18 protein-coding genes are annotated in these 18,698 nt (G+C 39.4%); 13 read left to right on the plus strand and 5 right to left on the minus strand.

Features of this window, described 5'->3' with window-relative positions; genetic code table 11:
- Positions 1-26 precede the first annotated feature (26 nt).
- The gene (locus tag IGL24_RS02090; protein ID WP_206855705.1) at positions 27-1,205 is read right to left on the minus strand and encodes an MFS transporter; all 1,179 of its coding nucleotides are present in this window, start codon (positions 1,203-1,205) and stop codon (positions 27-29) included.
- 119 nt (positions 1,206-1,324) lie between these two features.
- Between IGL24_RS02090 and IGL24_RS02095 the strand changes: the two genes are divergently transcribed.
- Entirely contained in the window at positions 1,325-2,305 is a 981-nt protein-coding gene (locus IGL24_RS02095) for an AraC family transcriptional regulator (RefSeq protein ID WP_206855708.1), read from the plus strand.
- An 84-nt stretch (positions 2,306-2,389) separates the two neighbouring features.
- Here IGL24_RS02095 and IGL24_RS02100 read toward each other — a convergent pair whose 3' ends face one another.
- Positions 2,390-2,767, minus strand: a complete 378-nt coding sequence (locus IGL24_RS02100; RefSeq protein ID WP_206855711.1) for a DUF1093 domain-containing protein — start codon at positions 2,765-2,767, stop codon at positions 2,390-2,392.
- Positions 2,768-3,183: 416 nt separating this feature from the next.
- Here IGL24_RS02100 and IGL24_RS02105 point away from each other — a divergent pair, with 416 nt between their 5' ends.
- The 3 genes from IGL24_RS02105 (at position 3,184) to IGL24_RS02115 (ending at position 6,520) form a co-directional block, all read left to right on the plus strand.
- Entirely contained in the window at positions 3,184-5,100 is a 1,917-nt protein-coding gene (locus IGL24_RS02105; RefSeq protein ID WP_429968379.1) for an endonuclease MutS2, read from the plus strand.
- A gap of 118 nt (positions 5,101-5,218) precedes the next feature.
- Positions 5,219-5,773 (plus strand): CDP-alcohol phosphatidyltransferase family protein, encoded by a 555-nt coding sequence (locus IGL24_RS02110; RefSeq protein ID WP_206855728.1) that lies wholly within the window; start codon positions 5,219-5,221, stop codon positions 5,771-5,773.
- Between the two features lie 375 nt (positions 5,774-6,148).
- Positions 6,149-6,520 carry a DUF7006 family protein gene (locus tag IGL24_RS02115; protein WP_206855731.1) on the plus strand — a complete coding sequence of 124 codons (372 nt, stop codon included), beginning with the start codon at positions 6,149-6,151 and terminating at the stop codon, positions 6,518-6,520.
- Positions 6,521-6,824: 304 nt separating this feature from the next.
- Here IGL24_RS02115 and IGL24_RS02120 read toward each other — a convergent pair whose 3' ends face one another.
- Positions 6,825-7,772 (minus strand): LacI family DNA-binding transcriptional regulator, encoded by a 948-nt coding sequence (locus IGL24_RS02120; RefSeq protein WP_207699837.1) that lies wholly within the window; start codon positions 7,770-7,772, stop codon positions 6,825-6,827.
- A gap of 76 nt (positions 7,773-7,848) precedes the next feature.
- Between IGL24_RS02120 and IGL24_RS02125 the strand changes: the two genes are divergently transcribed.
- A complete protein-coding gene (locus IGL24_RS02125; RefSeq protein ID WP_206855734.1) occupies positions 7,849-8,658 on the plus strand; it encodes a Cof-type HAD-IIB family hydrolase in 810 nt (269 codons plus the stop codon).
- A gap of 100 nt (positions 8,659-8,758) precedes the next feature.
- Here IGL24_RS02125 and IGL24_RS02130 read toward each other — a convergent pair whose 3' ends face one another.
- On the minus strand, positions 8,759-9,019 hold the full coding sequence (locus IGL24_RS02130; RefSeq protein ID WP_206855737.1) for a metal-sensitive transcriptional regulator: 261 nt from the start codon (positions 9,017-9,019) through the stop codon (positions 8,759-8,761).
- A gap of 170 nt (positions 9,020-9,189) precedes the next feature.
- Here IGL24_RS02130 and IGL24_RS02135 point away from each other — a divergent pair, with 170 nt between their 5' ends.
- The 4 genes from IGL24_RS02135 (at position 9,190) to nagE (ending at position 14,386) form a co-directional block, all read left to right on the plus strand.
- Entirely contained in the window at positions 9,190-9,501 is a 312-nt protein-coding gene (locus IGL24_RS02135; RefSeq protein WP_206855740.1) for a rhodanese-like domain-containing protein, read from the plus strand.
- Position 9,502: 1 nt separating this feature from the next.
- Entirely contained in the window at positions 9,503-11,158 is a 1,656-nt protein-coding gene (locus IGL24_RS02140) for an FAD-dependent oxidoreductase (protein WP_206855743.1), read from the plus strand.
- A gap of 125 nt (positions 11,159-11,283) precedes the next feature.
- The gene (locus IGL24_RS02145; protein WP_206855746.1) at positions 11,284-12,075 is read left to right on the plus strand and encodes an LPXTG cell wall anchor domain-containing protein; all 792 of its coding nucleotides are present in this window, start codon (positions 11,284-11,286) and stop codon (positions 12,073-12,075) included.
- Between the two features lie 319 nt (positions 12,076-12,394).
- The gene (gene nagE, locus IGL24_RS02150) at positions 12,395-14,386 is read left to right on the plus strand and encodes an N-acetylglucosamine-specific PTS transporter subunit IIBC (protein WP_206855748.1); all 1,992 of its coding nucleotides are present in this window, start codon (positions 12,395-12,397) and stop codon (positions 14,384-14,386) included.
- 144 nt (positions 14,387-14,530) lie between these two features.
- On the opposite strand, the gene IGL24_RS02155 is transcribed toward nagE, so the two are convergent.
- Positions 14,531-14,851: a heavy metal-binding domain-containing protein gene (locus IGL24_RS02155; protein WP_207115401.1), complete on the minus strand. Its 321-nt coding sequence runs from the start codon at positions 14,849-14,851 to the stop codon at positions 14,531-14,533.
- 199 nt (positions 14,852-15,050) lie between these two features.
- On the opposite strand from IGL24_RS02155, the gene dhaM reads away from it, so the two are divergent.
- The 4 genes from dhaM (at position 15,051) to IGL24_RS02175 (ending at position 18,451) form a co-directional block, all read left to right on the plus strand.
- A complete protein-coding gene (gene dhaM / locus IGL24_RS02160) occupies positions 15,051-15,449 on the plus strand; it encodes a dihydroxyacetone kinase phosphoryl donor subunit DhaM (protein WP_206855754.1) in 399 nt (132 codons plus the stop codon).
- Between the two features lies 1 nt (position 15,450).
- Positions 15,451-16,434, plus strand: coding sequence for a dihydroxyacetone kinase subunit DhaK (gene dhaK / locus IGL24_RS02165; RefSeq protein WP_206855756.1), 984 nt, complete (start codon positions 15,451-15,453; stop codon positions 16,432-16,434).
- A gap of 13 nt (positions 16,435-16,447) precedes the next feature.
- Positions 16,448-17,047: a dihydroxyacetone kinase subunit DhaL gene (gene dhaL / locus IGL24_RS02170; protein ID WP_206855758.1), complete on the plus strand. Its 600-nt coding sequence runs from the start codon at positions 16,448-16,450 to the stop codon at positions 17,045-17,047.
- A gap of 648 nt (positions 17,048-17,695) precedes the next feature.
- A complete protein-coding gene (locus IGL24_RS02175; RefSeq protein ID WP_206855760.1) occupies positions 17,696-18,451 on the plus strand; it encodes a Fic family protein in 756 nt (251 codons plus the stop codon).
- Positions 18,452-18,698: the final 247 nt, after the last annotated feature.

Here is an 18,698-nt window from a genome sequence, read left to right on the forward strand (position 1 = left end):
TTTATTTTTGTCTAAATCATTGAAAGCTAGGCTTCATTTGGGAGCGGATCCTTTTTAAAAGCAAGGAGAAGAAAAAGAATACCTAACCCGGTCATCAAAATACAGCCATTGATAAAGATATTTTGTAAGGCATCCGAACCGATACCAAATGTTTCCAATAATTGATGACCATACGGCGAAACAAAATTGCCGATATTTGCTAAAACGAGAATAAAAGAAGTGGTACTTGCTTTTGCTGACTGTGGCACTAAACGAGTGGCATCGTTGAAGATGTAAGGAACAAATAAGGCAAATGCGATACCATTGAGTGCTGCCCCTATACCGATCATCCATAAATGATTGGCTGTCAAGATGAGGAACAAGCTTGCTGCCATGATGAAAAAAGAAATGGGTAATGTCCAACGCTTCAATCCTTTGTAAATCAAACCGAATAAGAAGCCAGCGACCATATTTGCGATCTGCATAAAGGAAAGAAGTGTGCCTGCATCTGATTCTGTTCCGAGATTTTCAGTCACGATGAACGTAGAAAGTTTGACGACAACGATCATATAGAAAATGCAGAGAAAGAAAATCAAAATGCCATACATGACGGTAGTAGGTCGAAGTGTGCCTTTTGCTGCTGTTTCTTTTTCAGAACTAGTAGTTTCTTTTTTCTTTGACGGTTCGGGTACAAAAGCCATAAATAAGAAGATGATCGGGATGGTGATCAAGTAAACTAAGAATGCTTTTTGCCAGCCAAAAGTAAGAAGACGTCCGGCAGTAAAGGTCATGACCGCAGCTCCGAGACCTTGAAAAGCGGATTGGAAACCAATCAATGTGGCGGCTTCTTCGCCTTCAAAAAACTCACTGATCATACTAACTGCCAACGAATTGAATAGACCAAATCCAGCGCCTAATGCTGCGCGAGAAATCATCAATAAGTAAAAATTGGCTGTGAAGACAGGCAATACGCCAGCAACGCCAGCGAGCAGTAATCCGAGCAAGACTGTTTTCTTTTGTCCAATGCTTTTTGCGATCAAACTACTTAAAGCAATAAAAATCACGACGGTCAGTTGAGGGATCGTCATCAGTAGTTCGACAGAAGAAGCGGATTGGTCATTGAAGTAGCCCAACATCATCGGTAAAGCGGAAGCAATCGCGGTATTTGACGTTAAGACTAAGGAAATGGACAACAGCGACAGTTTCATCAACCAGGTCTTTCTCATAGCTTGTTCCTCCAGATGAAGATGTATTTGTTGCACTCATCATATCTTGTAACCCTTTTCACAACAATGTCAGTATGTTACTATATTGGTGTCAAATTTACATATAGAGGGGGAGGAATATGAATCCATACGTGCAAAAAATCTTTATGCCGTTTACCGCAGAAGAGTTAGAGCAACAAAAGACAGGACAATGGATCAAGGAATTTGAAGGAGAAAATTTAGACGAACAAGACCAACAATTTAAATTAGACGACCACCATCTTTTCCAAGAAAACAATATTTTGATTCGACAACATCGACGCTTCGCTCATTATCCACTACATTCTCACCATTTTTTAGAATTCAATTATATGTATTCCGGTACTTCCGAACAGATCGTCAACGATTTGCCTATCACGTTGAAAGAAGGACAATTATTACTTTTAGATACGAATAGCCGCCATGAATTATTGCCTTTAGGTGAAAAAGATATCTTGCTGAATTTCTTATTCAAGACGAATGATATCAACATCAATCTTCTTAAAAAAATCGATAATCGGAGCGGGGGCTTGACCTATAATTTTTTAATGAACGCAATCTTAGAACCCGGCTATAACGAAACCCATCTATTGCTACATTTAGCAAAAGAACCTGAGATCCAACTCACACTGGATCAAATGATTTTAGAATATTTTTCCCAAAAGCATTTAGGCAATGAAATCATGAATGCTTTTTCTCAAGTGTTATTTTTACAGCTTTCTAGGGTGTATCATTCGCAATTAGCAAAAATCTATAAAAAAGATGGACAAAGCAATTTGATGATCAAGATTTTGCAACGAATCGAGAGCCAATATCAAACATTGAACCTCAAAGAATTAGCAGAAGAATTAGGCTATAACCCAAATTATTTGTCTAATCTGATCAAGCAACAGACCGGTAAATCTTTTAAACAACTGATCACAAATCAACGGTTACACGAAGCGCATGATCTGATTCTATCTACACGTTTTTCAATCGAAGAAATTGCGACCAGTGTCGGTTTTTCCAATAAGACTCATTTTTACAAAAAGTATCGAGAATACTTTGGTGACACACCGATTGCCGTTCGGAAACGTCGTTGAATATCATATATACATAAAAAGCCAACTGCGAAACACTGATAAAGCGTGAATCGCAGTTGGCTTTTTTTATTTGTTAAAAGTGATTTATTTCAACTTAGCTAAAGCAGCGGTTGGTACTTGGCTCTCATCGATCGATGTTGGTCCAGAGGTCACTCGTTTTTGACTCACTTCCGCTTTGACAAAGCTGTTTGGTTCTAATGGCGTTGGATTTTCTGAGGCAACCGTATAAGGTAATTTGATCGTTTTGCCATCTTTAGTGACAAAGGTCAATTCATAGTCGTAGGCTTTCCAATTCCACATCTTCTCTCCGCTATCACTCAACGCATCGGTCAATGGTGGTACTGTTTCTGGGACTTTTGCATAGGCCACTTGGCTGTTGTAGGTTTGATCATAATATTGATAACCTTTGTAACCACCAAATAATAACAATAAGAGAGCAATTGCTCCAATCATTTTTTTCATCTCATACACCCTTTTCTGTTGATTGATCTATCCAGATTATCGCTGATTGCTTCCTCGTTTGAAAAGCGAAAAAAGTGACAGTTTTGAAATATCACTAAAAAGTTCGGTTGTTATTTATTGGGCGTTCATTTGACAATCTGGCAAACGCTTGCTATAGTAAAAAGGAAAAATAAATAAAACCTAGATGAACGAGGTATTTTGATGAGTGTAGCAGGTATTTAATCGAGTAAGTTGAATAGCCAATAAAGCAGTAGGCTTATTTGGTGTGCTTATAGATGATACCTGTCTGAAACAATTTCCTGTAATCAAATCAAGGGGAGGACATGTCTTATTTAAGCTGTGTCCTGCCCTTTTATTCTATTTTTAGGTCTTTATTTATTTTGGAGATAGGTATCTCTTCAAGAAAAGGAGAGAATATGAATCATACAATCGAACAATTACAATTTGAACAAATCAGAAAAGAAGTGATTTCTCGAGCAATCGGCGATCACACAAAAAAACGTCTGGCAGAGATGTCCATACCGACCAATCTGCAGACGGTAGAAACAAGGCAAACAGAAACAAAAGAAGCCCGTACGATCCTAGAGAGCAATCAGCATGTGCCATTTATGGGGCTGACGCGAATTGCTGCATTGACGGATCAAGTAAAAAAAGGGTTCATACTAACACCGGCTGAATTGATTGAATACGCTGATTTTTTGCGAAGCAGTCGAATGATCACACGTTTTTTTGAAAAAAATCAATATCAGACCCCGTTACTCTATGCTTATAGCAAGTATCTACCAGATCTACAATCTGTCGAGGAACTGATTTACGAGCAAATCAAAAACCAACAAGTCGCAGACGAAGCATCAAAAAATCTGCGTAAAGTACGTAAACAGATCCAAACGATCGAAAAAGAGATCCAAGATCGTTTAACGAAGTTCTTACGTCATCCATCGAATAAAGAGATGATCCAAGAAAGAATGATCGTTCAAAAGGGTGAACATGCGACGATCCCAATCAAAGCGAGTTATAAAAATAAAGTAGCCGGAACGATCATCGAGCAATCGAATAAAGGAACGACGGTGTTTATCGAACCAACCGCAGTTGCCAAAGCAAGCGCGCAACATCAATTACTAAAAGCAGAAGCAATTGCTGAAGAATACCAAATTTTAGCTAGTTTGACTGGTGCTTTAGCTGAAAATGAACAAGCGATCGACCAAATCATTGATACAGTCACTGTTTTAGATATCATTTTCGCGCGTGGAAAATACAGCCGAGAAATCAATGGCATCACACCGATCGTCAACAAATCAGAGCGCATCCACCTGAAACAGGCGAGACATCCATTGTTGTCAGAAAAGGCTGTTCCCTTAGATTTTGATTTAGGAGCAGATTATCGCGGATTGGTGATCACTGGCGCTAATGCTGGCGGGAAAACCGTTGTTTTGAAAACTGTTGGATTACTGACGTTGATGGCGATGTTTGGCTTACAAGTACCAGCCAAAAACGGTACTGAGCTTGCTGTGTTCGATGAAGTATTCGTTGATGTAGGCGATCAACAAGATCTAGCAAATGCGTTAAGTACTTTTTCAGGACATATGCAAAATGTCGCGCAGATTTTGAACAAAGTGGGTAGAAACACGTTGGTCCTGCTTGATGAGATCGGAAGTGGGACAGAGCCGACTGAAGGGGCGGCTTTAGCGATTGCGATCATGTCCGCCATGTATGAAAAAGGTGCGTTAATGGTCGCAACGACTCATTATGGTGAAATCAAAGAGTTTGCTGAAAAGCATGAAGACTTTGTCCCCGCAGCGATGGCCTTTGACCGTGAAGCCTTACAACCGAAATACCAATTACAAGTAGGGAAAACAGGGGAGAGCCAAGCGTTGTGGATCGCTAAAAAAATGAAGATGTCTGAGACCTTGATCCAGCAAGCGCAGCAGTATCTTACAACGAAAAATTATTCAATCGAAAAACGATTATTCAAACAGAAAAAGAAAAATCAAGAAGCGCCAAAAGAGGAGAAAGTCTTATTTTCAAAAGGCGATCGAGTATATGCAACACAATTCCAAAAAGAAGCGCTAGTCTTTGAAGATACCGGTGAAGATACGATCGTGATTTTTATCGATAAGCAAAAAGAAACGGTCCTGCGACAACGTGTCGTTTTGAAAATGAGCGCAGAAGAGTTGTATCCTGTGGGGTATGAGATCGATCATTTGTTTACAGAATTCAAAGACAGAAAATGGCAACGAGACATCGATCGCGGCTCAAAAAAAGCGCAGAAAAAGTTATTGAAAGAAGCACGTCAGCGTCAGGCTGAACGAAATGATACGCTGGATAAAAAGTAAATCGTCTATTTAGATCGTTGAATGAACATGATCGGACAGTCACATATAGGGAATTAATTGGTTCATGATAGAAAATAAGGTAAAATAGATGAAATGACATGATGGGAGTTGTTAAGTAATGAATGGAGCATCTGATTGGCGAAAAGAGATTCGCACAATTCCGAATATCCTATCGATTATAAGAATTCTTTTATTGCCCTTTTATTTGTATTTTATGAGCAAGCAATCCTTCTATTTGGCTGGATCGATCATCATTTTTTCAGGAGTTACTGACTTTTTAGATGGCTTTATTGCACGAAGATTTGATCAGGTCACTGAACTGGGAAAAGTGCTTGATCCAATCGGTGATAAACTGACACAATTAGTGCTGATCATCTCAATGGCATGGGAACGACCTTATATCTGGCTGGTTCTAGTATTGTTTATTGTGAAAGAAGCGTTTATGTTGATTGCGGGAATCGTCGGGTTGCGCAAACAGATCAAATTGGATGGAGCAAAGTGGTATGGTAAATGGGCAACAGCGGTGATTTACATTGGAATAATCCTGCTGTTACTTTTCCCGAATATTCCTGAAGGATGGGTCATGGTGATATTTGGGCTCATTACGTACTTCTTGGCTCAGTCCTTTGTGTTGTATGCCTTGGAATATCGTAAAATGCTAAAGCGTAAGTGATGTATTGAAGTTACTGATGGCGCATCATTATTTGCGGTCGGAACAAACTCAAAGTAAAAGAATAGACAGAAAATCAATCGAGGTCGAAACTGACTAAGATTGATTTTTTTGTTTGATTCCAGTAGGAAACGGCGAAATTAGTTGAAAACTAGGTACTGAGATATCCAAGCATAGATGTAGCTAGGTTTCAAGAGCGAATATTTCAAGGAGTTAGGCAATATGTGGAGTTGAATTTAGACAGATAAGATTATATGATTTTGTTGTAATCTATTTGAGGAATAGGTAGTTTACAAGGTAAGTTCTCAAAACAAACGATCGCACGTACATAGGTTAAGTTTTACGATAAAAGAAAAAATTTAGAAAGGACGGTGACTGATGGAACTAACTGATATTCAATCGAGTGAGGAATACTTAAAACATTATCGGGAATTTACGGAAAAAAGTTTTTCGACTGATTATCCACTGCTAAATTCTTTTTATAAGGAACTACATACTCGTTTTTTAACTGTCGCGTCAAAAAAAGGCAGTCCCATATTTGACCAATTACGCGAATTGTTAGTGATCGATGCCCAGTTACAGATACTTTATGAAATGGCAGAATATATAGAAATGCTGAAATTTGAAATGAATGAAGAAAAAATCATCGAAATGATCAAGAACGACAGCCAATCTTATTATAGAGAACGAGTAGGCCTAACGAAAAAAGATCCGATTCCACGTGGTTTGATTTATCTGAGTGAAAAATAAAAATCAATTTTACTTATATGATTCGAGGTATTCAGGTCTACGTAGATCCGACATAGCTCCAATGCATAGCATCAGCGATTGTTTTCGACCTAATCTTGTGATGATCACCAGATATTCTGAGATAGATTCAACGACAAATAGGAGGTTATGACAGAAGTTCTTAGCCCCGAAAGAAGCATGAAACCCGAAAATTGTTCTTCAAATTTTGGAGTTTCATGCTTCTTTTTGAAGGAACTGCTTCTGTCTTTCTCCCTTTTTGTCATATGAATCGCTTGTTTTTTAGCAGTAATGAAAGCGATGATCACTACCGCCAAATAATCGTTGGCTCTTCAGGCTGCACGAGTCTCTCGCTTTCTGATAAGAGGAAATCTACCGCAGAGGCGCCAATTTTTTGAGGAGCGAAGTCAATGGTCGAAAACGATAAGATCTCACTATAAGGTAGATTTCCTTCGCCAATGATCGTGAAATCTTTTTTATGGATGAAGCCGGCTTGTTTCATGCCAAAAATAACTCCGGCCGCCGTGTCATCACCATTGACATAGATCACCTCGGGAATAGAGGATCTAGCAGAAATTTCTGCTGCTAATGCTCGCCCGTCTTCATAGTTTTCGATCGTAGTGAAGTAATGTTCGCCTTCGATTGCTTTGCCAAAATAAGCTTCATAAGCAGCCAATTTATTTTTGGTTGTCTGGCTTTGGTCAGCGCTGCGTTTCGTGGTAAACATGACCTTAGAGATTCCACGAGTATGCAAAGTGGAAAATAATTGATCATAGGCTTTTTTTCGGTCTGGATAAATCATCGTTAGTTCTTCATTGTCCATTTCTTCAGTAGAGACGATTTTCCCTTTGAAGCGAAGCGGTTCGAGTAAATGATCATTTTTTGTTCGTGAGGTCAGTATGAGTCCGTCGATCATTTTTTGCTCTAGGAGTGTGTAATAATTGCTTTCTGTTTCTTCTTCGTAATAAGTAGGGAGTAATAATACTTGATACCCTTTACTTTTTGCCTGATACAAAATACTGTCCACTAGTTGACTATAGCAAGAACTATTGTAAGGTAAGGTGACTCCTAAAGTAAACGTTTCTCCTTTACTTAGCTTGACAGCATTGCCGTTCACTACATATTTTGTGTCTTCAATGACAGTTTGGACTTTTTTTCTCAACTCACTGGATACGTAGCGGTCATTGTTGAGTACTCTTGAAACAGTTGATTTGGATACGCCAGATATTTTTGCGATTTCTCGAATAGTAACGATGGGGATTTCCCTCCTTTTTTCTCTTGACTTGGGACGCGTCCCAGTAGGTATACTTGGTTTGAAAGGTGGTAATAAAATGTCAATCAAAATGATAGCAGTAGATATGGATGGAACATTTTTGAATGATCAAAAAAAATACAATGAACCTCGATTCAATCGACTTTTTCAACAATTACAAGAGAAAGGCATACGATTTGTTGTAGCAAGTGGCAATCAGTACTTTCAGTTGCGTTCTTTCTTCCCTGAGCTTTATAAAAGTATAGCATTCGTAGCCGAAAATGGGGCAAATATTTTAATTGGTGAAGACCATGTGTACAACGCAGAACTAAGTCACGAAAAGATCGTGCAGACGTTAGACGTGTTGGAGGAATTAGCGCCAATGAACTTGATTTTATGTGGAAAACAGAGTGCATATATCTCAAATACGGTGTCTGAAGAATTATTTGAACGTGCAAGTTTTTACTACCCGCAGCTAGAAAAAGTAGCGGATTTATATGCGTTGACTCAAGAGAAAGATACGATCTTCAAGTTTGCTTTATCATTTGATGAGCAGGAAGCCGCAGAAAAACTATCAGCCTTGAAACAGTCTTTAGGTGAGGGCTTGATACCAGTTTCTAGTGGTCATGGAGATATCGATTTGATTATTCCTGGTGTCCATAAATTAAATGGGTTGCAGTTGTTAGGGGAAAAATGGGGGATCCTTGATGATGAGATCGCGACGTTTGGTGATAGTGGGAATGACATTGAAATGATCCAACAAATCAAACACAGCTTTGCCATGGAAAATGGACAACCAAAGATCAAAGAAGCAGCTTCAACGATTATTGGTTCAAATAATACAGAAGCTGTTCTTGATACGATCCAAGCAATCATAGAGGAAAGCTAAAAAATATTCTGTTAGTCTACTGGACTACAAGAAATAAGCACCACAAACCGAAATAGGTTTCTATTTTGGTTTGTGGTGCTTGTTTCTTGGAAGTACGTGGTTATTTTTTGATAATCATATTGATGGCTTGTTCCATTTTTTTTGCTTGTTCGTCGGCGCTGTTTTCTGGATGTTCCAAACAATTTTTTAAATTTTCAGCAACGATCATTCCCATCACGCGATCGATGCTAGAGCGAACAGCGCTTAATTGAGTAATGATATCGATACATTCTTTTTCGTCGTCAATCATTTTTTGTATTCCACGAATTTGTCCTTCCGTACGTTTTAAACGATTTAGGATTGTCTTATTATCAATAGTCATCATGGACCTCCAACTTAGTTTTTTTAAATAATACCCTATATAGGTATCATTTGCAAATATAGACTGTTTTTTATTTTTGGATAAAAATTAAATAGTTGACAATCCAGGTTTTTTCGTGTTGAATATACCCCGTAAGGTATTTACGAGGTGGGAAAAGGAGAATATTTAATATGGCATTATTTCAATTTGGTCAATCAGTGACAACGAAGGATTTACAAGAAAAATTAAACGGGGACATTCAACTGGTGGATGTGCGATCGCCAGAAGAATACCGGGGAGGGCATATCAAACAAGCGAAAAATGTTCCTTTATATCGAATTACTAGCTATAAAGGTAATAAACAAGACCCAGTGTATGTGATTTGTCAGTCAGGAATCCGCAGTAAACAAGCGGCAAAAGAATTGAAAGAACTTGGGTATCAGGTAATCAATGTCCGTGGTGGAATGAATCAATGGCTTGGACAAAGAGTTGGAGGGAAATAAGATGAAATATGTGATCGTTGGCGGTGTCGCCGGTGGGATGTCTGCGGCTACTCGGTTAAGACGTTTGCAAGAAGATGCAGAAATCATTGTTTTTGAAAAAGGTTCGTATGTTTCTTTTGCTAACTGTGGTCTTCCGTATTATCTTTCTGGGGAAATCAGCGAAAGAGAAAACTTATTGATCCAAACCCCCGAAAGTTTAGCTGCACGCTTTCGCTTAGATGTACGCGTGGAACATGAAGTGACAGCGATTTTTCCAGAAACAAAAGAAATAGAAGTTTCTCATGGAGGAAAATCTCATAGAGAATCGTATGACGCTCTTTTGCTTTCTCCAGGAGCTAAACCTTTTATTCCAGAAATCACAGGTTTATCTGAAGCAAGAAATGTCTTTACTGTGAGAAATGTTCCAGATGTTGATGCCATCATGCAAAAATTAAAGGAACACCCCCGTAAAGCAGTAGTTGTCGGTGCAGGTTTTATTGGGATCGAAGTTGCAGAAAACTTAAAAAAACGTGGCCTTGAGGTAACGATCGTGGAACGTACACCACAAGTCGTACCGACGCTGGATGAAGAGATGGCTTGTTTTATACAAAAAGAACTAGAACGTAATGATGTTCAGGTTTTGACTGATTGTTCCGTTACTCGTTTTGAAGAACAAGGAAATGTGCTTCGTTTAGCAAACGGTGAAAGTTTAGCATCCGATTTGACGATTCTTTCAGTCGGTGTTCAACCGGAGAGTCGTTTGGCTGAAATGGCTGGCTTGAAACTAGGATTACGTGGGGGCATCGTCGTAAATGAGCATTATCAAACGAGTGACCCTGACATCTATGCAGTAGGCGATGCGATTCTCGTAAAACATCAAATCACGAACGAACCTGCATTGATCTCATTAGCTTCGCCTGCAAATCGTCAAGGCAGACAAGTCGCTGATAATATGGCTGGGCATCCAAGGATCAATCAAGGAAGCCTTGGGACTGCGATTGTTCGAGCATTTGATCAAACCGCTTCATCAACCGGAATCAATGAGCGCCAAGCAAGAGCAGCAGGTTTATCGTTTCAAGTAGTTCATGCTTCAGGGAAAGACCATGCTGGTTATTATCCTGATGCGACGGACTTGTTGTTAAAATTGGTCTTCAATCCACAAACTGGGGAGATTTATGGTGCCCAAGGAATCGGTCAAAAAGGTGTAGATAAACGAATCGATATTCTTGCTACAGCTATTAAAGGGCATTTGACGGTCTTCGATCTTCCGGAATTAGAATTATCTTATGCGCCACCTTTTGGTTCAGCGAAAGATCCAGTGAATATGTTAGGGTATATCGCGATGAACGTCATCGAAGGATTGAGTGAGATGGTGCAGTGGCATGAGTTACCAACTGAACTAGCGCAAGGTAAACAATTACTTGATGTTCGAAATAAAGAAGAGTGGCAAAAAGGGTATTTCCCAGAGGCAGTTCATATTCCTTTATCAGAACTACGTCATCGTTTAGGCGAGTTGGACAAAGCGCAAGAATATATTGTTAGCTGCCATAGTGGGTTGCGTAGCTATTTAGCAGAAAGAATCTTGAAACAAAATGGTTTCACTGTAAAAAATCTAGATGGTGCCTTTTATCTATACCAAGCAATCCGGCCAGAAGAATTAAGTTATCCTCAAGCATAGCATTTTTTTGGTAGCCTATCTGTCCTATTCACATTTATTAGACAAATCAAGTCAATTGTTTATAGGCCGTTCCTTTGTTTTTTTCTATAATAAACAATTAGTGAAAGCGAAAGGAGAAGGCAGGTATGCACAAAACAAAAGTATTTTTAACTGTGTTAGTTGCCAGTAGTTTTTGCCTCTGTCAGGAGGTACGTGCAGAAGAAAGTCCTCAAGTGGCAGAAACGAGTGAGTCACAGGATGTCGCTAATCAGTCCCTAAGCTCGACAGAAGCATCTCTTGCGGAAACTGAGCCGGAAGCTTCATCCGAGGAAAGAAGTCGTTTGGCGGATTTGGAACAACATCGTAAAGAAGTCGAAGAGACATTGGATCAAGCAAAGAAACAGTTGCTCGAAAGACAAGAGGAAATCGATCAAGTAATACAGGATCTAGCGACACAAGCAGAGAATGATCGTGATCAATTGAAAGAAAAATTAGCTGAAAGTCGCGCAAAAGCGGAAGCGGCGAAACAGAAAATCGAGACAGCTACCCAAAAAGCAAACGAAGTGCAGACCGAGTTGCAAGATTTAGCAACCGCTACTGTTACTTCATTGGATCAAACGCAGGCGGATATTCGAGCTGCAAGTGCGGAAATCCATGAAAAAGCAACAGAAGCTCAAGAGGCAATGGCTGATTTTGAAACGAGAAAAGCAGATATATCTGCCAGTATCCAACGAATCAAGTCGACCTTGAGTTCTGCTGGGGAACGGTCGGTTCAGGCGGGAACTGTTGCTGAAACGCAAACCAAAGAAGTGGAACAACAATCTGCAAAGACATTACCTAAAACGAATGATCGGCAGATAGGTTATTTGCCTCTAGTAGGAAGTATGTTGCTTCTTGTTGCTTTTGTCGGTGCAGTTTATAAAAAAGAGTTTGAGTAAATGTAGTGGCCCTAAAAGTTAGACTAAAAATCTAATTTTTAGGGGGATTCCATAAATCTCGAACTCTTTTTTATATTTAATTATTTGATAGAGTTTATATTTAATTATTGGTCTATATCATAAATGTAGGTTTGGAAATAAGTTTACATATGTTTGTTCGTTGTTTGCGCTAGTTTTATTTGATTTTTAGTGGGTGTGAATTTCTTCTTCCTATTTTTGTTCATAAATGGTATACTCGTTTTGTTGTTTTTTTAGATATTTTCTAGAAAATTTTCAAAAATAAGAAAAGCTTTTTTAAGCAAGAAATAGGAGTGGGAGAATGAAAGCATATATGCAACGAATGGGTCGATCATTGATGTTACCGGTAGCTGTGTTGCCAGCAGCTTCTTTACTTGTTGGGATTGCCAACTGGTTAGTAGGGGTAGGTATCAGTAATGTAGGAACGACTTTCTTGATGAATGCGGGATTGGCGATTCTTAACCACCTTGCCTTATTATTTGCGGTGGGTTTGGCATTAGGTATGTCAAAAGATAAAGACGGTTCAGCTGCTTTGGCGGGATTGGTCGCTTACTTGATACCACAAACTGTTTTATCTGCAGATTCAGTACAAGGTTTATTACAGTTAGGAGATATAACTGAAGTCAATCCAGCTTTCAATACAATGGACAACAATGTATTTGTAGGGATCGTCGCCGGTCTAGTAGCTGCTGCGATGTATAACCGATTTAGTCAAGTGAAACTACCGATGGCTTTATCATTTTTTAGTGGCAAACGATTAGTGCCGATCATGTCGGCTTTAAGTATGTTAGTGATTTCTGTTGTTTTATTATTTATTTGGCCGAGTGTTTACGATGTGCTTGTTTCCTTCGGTCGAGGAATCTCGCAATTAGGTTTTGTTGGTGCGGGCCTTTATGGGTTCTTTAACCGTTTGTTGATTCCAACAGGCTTGCATCATGCGTTGAACTCTGTTTTTTGGTTTGATGTGGCAGGAATCAATGATATCGGTAATTTTTTAGCAGGCCAACAAGCTTTAGATAGTGGCACAGCAGTGATTGGTCAAACAGGTATGTATCAAGCGGGCTTTTTCCCAGTCATGATGTTTGGTTTACCTGCTGGAGCATTCGCTATCTACCAAAGTGCGCGCCCAGAAAAGAAAAAACAAGTTGCTTCCTTGATGCTTGCTGCGGGTTTTGCCGCATTCTTCACAGGCGTGACTGAACCTTTAGAATTTTCATTTATGTTTGTCGCATGGCCATTATATGTCATCCATGCCATTTTTACGGGTATCTCATTAGCAATCAGTGCCTTTTTCCATTGGACAGCTGGCTTTGCTTTTAGTGCCGGTTTTGTCGATTACTTTTTGTCATTGAAGAATCCAGTCGCTAACCAGCCACTGATGTTGATCCTTCAAGGGATAGTTTTTGCACTGATCTATTACTTTGGTTTCCGCTTTGCAATCAGTAAGTTCAACTTGATGACGCCTGGAAGAGAAGCCTCTCTTGGAGAAGAAACGCCAGATTTAGCTCCTAGTGAAAATGACTTTACTCATCTAGCAAGTAAGATTTATGAAGGTTTAGGCGGTAGTGAAAATGTTGCCGTCATCGATAACTGTACGACACGATTGAGGTTACAAGTCCAAGATACAGGAATGATCGATGCAGATAAAATCAAACAGACAGGTGTCCCTGGGATGAAAATCATCGATAAAACCAACGTTCAAGTGATCGTTGGCACACAAGTACAATTTGTCGCAGATGAAATGCTACGCTTGCAACAGGGGCAAATAACACCAGTGTCTAAGAAAAAAGAAGAACCAGTAGAAGTAAAGGAGCTTCTTGATCAAGAGGTAGTGATCTATGCACCATCCAAAGGGGAAATAGTACCAATCACTGAAGTGGCTGATCCAGTATTTTCCGAAAAAATGATGGGGGATGGCTACGCAGTGATTCCGCAAACAGCCGAAGTATTCACCCCGGTTGCTGGTACGATCATCAATATTTTTTCAACCAAACATGCGGTTGGCATCAAGACAGAAAATGGCACAGAAGTCTTGTTGCATATGGGAATCAATACTGTTGAGCTGAAAGGTGAGCCATTTACGCTATTTATCAATGAAGGGCAAAAAGTAGCACGAGGACAATTGATTGCTGTAGTCGATTTGGAAATGTTAGAAAAAGCAGGTAAAAAATCAGATATCCTTGTCGTATTCACTAATAGTCAAGAAATAGATAAGTTGCAACTAGACAAACGTTCAGCAGTCCAAGCAAATGAAGTAGTTGGACAAATAGTAAAAAAAACGAATGAACAATAAAGAGTGATGACAAAAGTCGTCCGCAAAAAAGCCGAGAGACCCGAAAGCGATGTTTCAAATTTTGGGTTTCACGGCTTATTTTCTTGAAAAATCACTTTTTTGACACTGTTTGTTCGACGTTGAAAGAGCGAGTGCGTGAATACGTTAGATCAATTTAACAGCAGTTCCGCTACATGTGACCATCAACATACCATTGTCGCTACCTAATACTTCATAATCCATTTTCATACCGATGATAGCATCTGCACCTAAATCTTCCGCTCGGCGCGCCATTTCTGCAAGAGCTTCTTCTCGAGCAACTAATAATTCATCTTCATAACTTTTTGAACGTCCACCAAAGACATTGCGAAATCCCGCACCGATGTCTTTTAAAACGTTGATCCCTGTGATAACTTCACCAAAAACAATCCCTTGATACGCCTCGATTGGGCGGTGCTCCACACTACCTGTTGTTGTAATGATCATTTTGATCACTCCTTTCTTTTAAGCAAAGTATAGCAAAGTTACAATTGAAATAGTACTTTTAGCTGTGACTATAATAAAAAAACTGATGTTGCTCATATCGCTTTATTTCATTAACCGATAAGAATGCGCTATACTAAAACTAGAACGAAAGAAACCCCTTACAAAAAAACATATCGATGTTGCAAAGGAGGAATACGAGTTGAAGAAAAGTATTTTACTGCTTTCACATAGCAAAAAAGTAACAGATGGCATCAAAGAAATGATTGAACAGATGCAACGATCCGAGGAAGTGGCCATTTATTCTCTAGGTGGGATCGAAGATGATCAAATCGGTTCTGATCCAACTAAGATCGTTGAGGCAATCAATCAATCGCCAGATTCTGATGCCTATTTAGTGTTTGCTGATATCGGAAGTGCGGTTTTGAATGCCGAATTAGCGAAAGATCTGCTTGAAGAAGCACAACAAGAAAAATATCGACTCGTCGACGCACCTTTTGTTGAAGGCGCTTTTGCCGCAGCAATCACTGCTGGAAATACAGACGATATCGAACAAATCATTCAAGAAGCACAACAATCTGGTAAGAAAGGGTGGGAATAGTATGAAGAAAATCATGAATGAACCTGGAATGATCGTAGAGGAAATGTTAGAGGGGATCGTGAAAAGCTATCCTGAGCTGGTCCATCGTGTCGAAGACTCACGTGTCATTGCGAAAAACCAAGAGCAAAAACAAGTAGGGCTTATTTCTGGTGGAGGAAGTGGTCATGAGCCTGCTCATGCTGGTTTTGTTGGCGAAGGCATGCTAAGTGCGGCGATTTTAGGGGACGTGTTTACTTCTCCTACCCCCGATCAAATCCACACAGCGATCAAAGCAGCAGATCAAGGCGAAGGCGTCTTGATGGTCGTTAAAAACTATACTGGCGATATTTTGAATTTTGATATGGCGAAAGATCTGGCAGAAATGGACGATATCGCAGTGGAACAAGTAGTTGTTGACGATGATATCGCAGTAGAAAATAGCACGTACACCGCTGGAAAACGAGGTGTAGCCGGTACGATCCTTGTGCATAAGATTCTAGGCGATGCAGCTAGAAATGGCGCTTCATTGTCTGAATTGAAAGAATTAGGCGATCAAGTCGTTGCGACAATCAAAACGATTGGCGTGGCGCTAAAAGCGGCAACAGTTCCAGAAGTTGGTAAACCTGGATTTGAATTGGCAGAAGATGAGATCGAATATGGTGTTGGGATCCATGGTGAACCAGGCTATCGTCGAGAAAAGCTGCAACCTTCAAAAGAACTAGCGAAAGAATTAGTAACGAAGATCCTAAGTGATTATACAGAAAAGCCGAAAGAAGTCGGCGTATTAGTCAATGGAATGGGCGGAACACCGTTGATGGAACAGTTTGTGTTCATCAATGATGTGTTGGGCTTATTAGAAGAAGCGGAAGTATCTGTGACTTTCAAAAAAGTCGGTGATTTGATGACTTCCTTAGATATGCAAGGATTGTCACTGACACTGATCGATTTAACGGCCACAAATTGGCAAACTGCGTTAACTAGTGATGTACAAACAATCTCTTGGTAAAGGGTGGATAAACATGAAACTGACGGTAAAAGAAATTCAAGCATGGCTTGATCGTTTTTCAGAAGAAATCAAAGAAAATAAAGCTTATTTGAGTGATTTGGACACGCCGATCGGTGATGGCGATCACGGAAATAATATGGCAAGAGGCGTAACTGCTTATGAAGAAGCTTTCCAAAAAGAGCAACCTGAAACGATCAGCGACACGTTCAAGACGTTTTCGATGACGATGATCTCAAAAGTTGGCGGTGCTTCTGGTCCGTTGTATGGAACAGCATTCATGAACTTGATGAAAGCAACAAAAGGATTAGAAAGTATCGACTCGCAAGAACAATTAGGGGAACTCATTCTTGAAGGAGCTAACGGAATCAAAACAAGAGGGAAAGCGGAGCAAGAAGATAAAACGATGTTAGATGTTTGGTTTCCTGTAGCAGAGGCACTAAAATCAGGGAATCTAACGAAAGAGATAATCGAACAAGCAAAAGCACACACCGAGGGATTGATCGCGAAAAAGGGACGTGCCTCATACTTGGGTGAACGTTCAGTCGGTCATATTGATCCGGGTGCGGCTTCTAGTGCAATCTTGTTTACTGCACTATTAGAGGTAATGGATTAACGAGATATAATTACTAGAAACAAGAGAATGGGACAGAAAACATAACACGTCTCTGTTAATAAAAATCGCCTTCAAAGCTTGAAAAATAGTTTTGAAGGTGATTTTTTTCAGTATTGTGATGATTCCTTTTCTCCTGTGGTGTCAAAGAAAGAAAGCAACATTAACGGAATCAAATACAAGTCAGTCAATAATGATTTCAGAAAATGTAACGACTGGAACAAATGGAGAACCCGAAAATCTGTGTGTCATGGTATTAGCATTTGGAAATAAATGTTTTAAAAATTAACACAATTAGGCAGAAGTCACCTATCCTCTCTAGTTGGAAGATGGATGCCGTTCGGTCTGAGGGTGATCATTGGTCACTCGAAAGCCGTCAAAATAAATGTTATAATTACAGTGATGTTGAGTATGGTGCTGCAATTCCGCTGTGAAGGTGTTTGATTTAAAGAGAGTGAGTTAGCACCACAAGCAAAACTGTAAGGCTTGAAGCCATCTGTTACGATGCACATGTAACAATGATCATGATTAGAGTAAAAAAATGACATAGGCTAAAGCGAACGTCATACTCAGGAGTAAAAGAAAATTCGCCTAAATAAAAAAATATATGCTAGTAACATGTACCTTAGAAAGAGAGTAAGAGGTGAGAAAATGACGTACAATTTTTATGATGAGTATTCTATCGCACGTAATCAATTCCATAACCAACAATTCCCTTCAGAATACTTAGATGATATTTTAGTACGACTCGCTTATCATTCAAGTGCTATTGAAGGAAACACCATATCGTTACCACAGACTGTTTCTATCATTTTGTATAATACGGTTCCAGAAAGAACTTCACTACGAGAGTTGTATGAGATTGAGAACCATAGAGGTGCTTTTGCGTTAATGCTTGAAAAAGTACAAGAAAAAGAAAAGTTATCAGTATCTTTGATCAAGGATATCCATGAACGGTTGATGGATAAACTGATTGTTGATCGTGGTCGATTCAAATCGAATGAAAATGCAATATTAGGTGCAGATTTTAACACAGCTTCACCGCAGGAAACGCCGTTGTTAATGCAACAACTTGTTGATAATCTGAATTATCGTTTAGATACTGCAACGACCGAAGGTGAACAACTTGAAGCAATTTTAGATTCTCACATCCAGTTTGAACGTATACACCCATTTAGTGATGGGAATGGTCGCGCCGGCCGATTAATCATGAATTATTCTTTACTAAAAGAGGGATTTCCGCCTTTAGTGATTCAAACGGAAGATAAGGGCCAATATTTGGAGTTATTAGCTGAACAAAACGTTAAAGGGTTAACGAAGTATGCCTTTGAACAAATGGCTAAGGAAGAAAAACGACAAGAACAATTCATTGCAAAAGAAAAAGTACAAGATCACGACTTAGAGTAATAAAATTTGAATAGGAAAGAGTGTGCTCTTTCTAAGAGGTTACTTCTGCTCCCACCGTTTATTCGGTTTTGAAGTATACGTCAAAAGTGAATTTTACTTTTGTCTCAGCTGCTCTTTTTATCTTTATGGGAGGAAAAATTCACTAGAATGTTCGATACAAAAAGATCGCCTTCAAAACTAATTTTTACGTTTTGAAGGCGATTTTTAGCAGAGACCATTTATGGATTATGTCCGATCCTCTGATTGT

Source organism: Enterococcus sp. DIV2371 (assembly GCF_050498525.1).
Classification (GTDB): Bacteria; Bacillota; Bacilli; order Lactobacillales; family Enterococcaceae; genus Enterococcus_B; species Enterococcus_B mangumiae.

Coding starts and splice junctions, on each gene's coding strand:
- IGL24_RS02090 (WP_206855705.1), bottom strand. CDS start 1,205: ATGAGAAAGACCTGGTTGATGAAACTGTCGCTGTTGTCCATTTCCTTA.
- IGL24_RS02095 (WP_206855708.1), top strand. CDS start 1,325: ATGAATCCATACGTGCAAAAAATCTTTATGCCGTTTACCGCAGAAGAG.
- IGL24_RS02100 (WP_206855711.1), bottom strand. CDS start 2,767: ATGAAAAAAATGATTGGAGCAATTGCTCTCTTATTGTTATTATTTGGT.
- IGL24_RS02105 (WP_429968379.1), top strand. CDS start 3,184: ATGAATCATACAATCGAACAATTACAATTTGAACAAATCAGAAAAGAA.
- IGL24_RS02110 (WP_206855728.1), top strand. CDS start 5,219: ATGAATGGAGCATCTGATTGGCGAAAAGAGATTCGCACAATTCCGAAT.
- IGL24_RS02115 (WP_206855731.1), top strand. CDS start 6,149: ATGGAACTAACTGATATTCAATCGAGTGAGGAATACTTAAAACATTAT.
- IGL24_RS02125 (WP_206855734.1), top strand. CDS start 7,849: ATGTCAATCAAAATGATAGCAGTAGATATGGATGGAACATTTTTGAAT.
- IGL24_RS02130 (WP_206855737.1), bottom strand. CDS start 9,019: ATGACTATTGATAATAAGACAATCCTAAATCGTTTAAAACGTACGGAA.
- IGL24_RS02135 (WP_206855740.1), top strand. CDS start 9,190: ATGGCATTATTTCAATTTGGTCAATCAGTGACAACGAAGGATTTACAA.
- IGL24_RS02140 (WP_206855743.1), top strand. CDS start 9,503: ATGAAATATGTGATCGTTGGCGGTGTCGCCGGTGGGATGTCTGCGGCT.
- IGL24_RS02145 (WP_206855746.1), top strand. CDS start 11,284: ATGCACAAAACAAAAGTATTTTTAACTGTGTTAGTTGCCAGTAGTTTT.
- nagE (WP_206855748.1), top strand. CDS start 12,395: ATGAAAGCATATATGCAACGAATGGGTCGATCATTGATGTTACCGGTA.
- IGL24_RS02155 (WP_207115401.1), bottom strand. CDS start 14,851: ATGATCATTACAACAACAGGTAGTGTGGAGCACCGCCCAATCGAGGCG.
- dhaK (WP_206855756.1), top strand. CDS start 15,451: ATGAAGAAAATCATGAATGAACCTGGAATGATCGTAGAGGAAATGTTA.
- dhaL (WP_206855758.1), top strand. CDS start 16,448: ATGAAACTGACGGTAAAAGAAATTCAAGCATGGCTTGATCGTTTTTCA.
- IGL24_RS02175 (WP_206855760.1), top strand. CDS start 17,696: ATGACGTACAATTTTTATGATGAGTATTCTATCGCACGTAATCAATTC.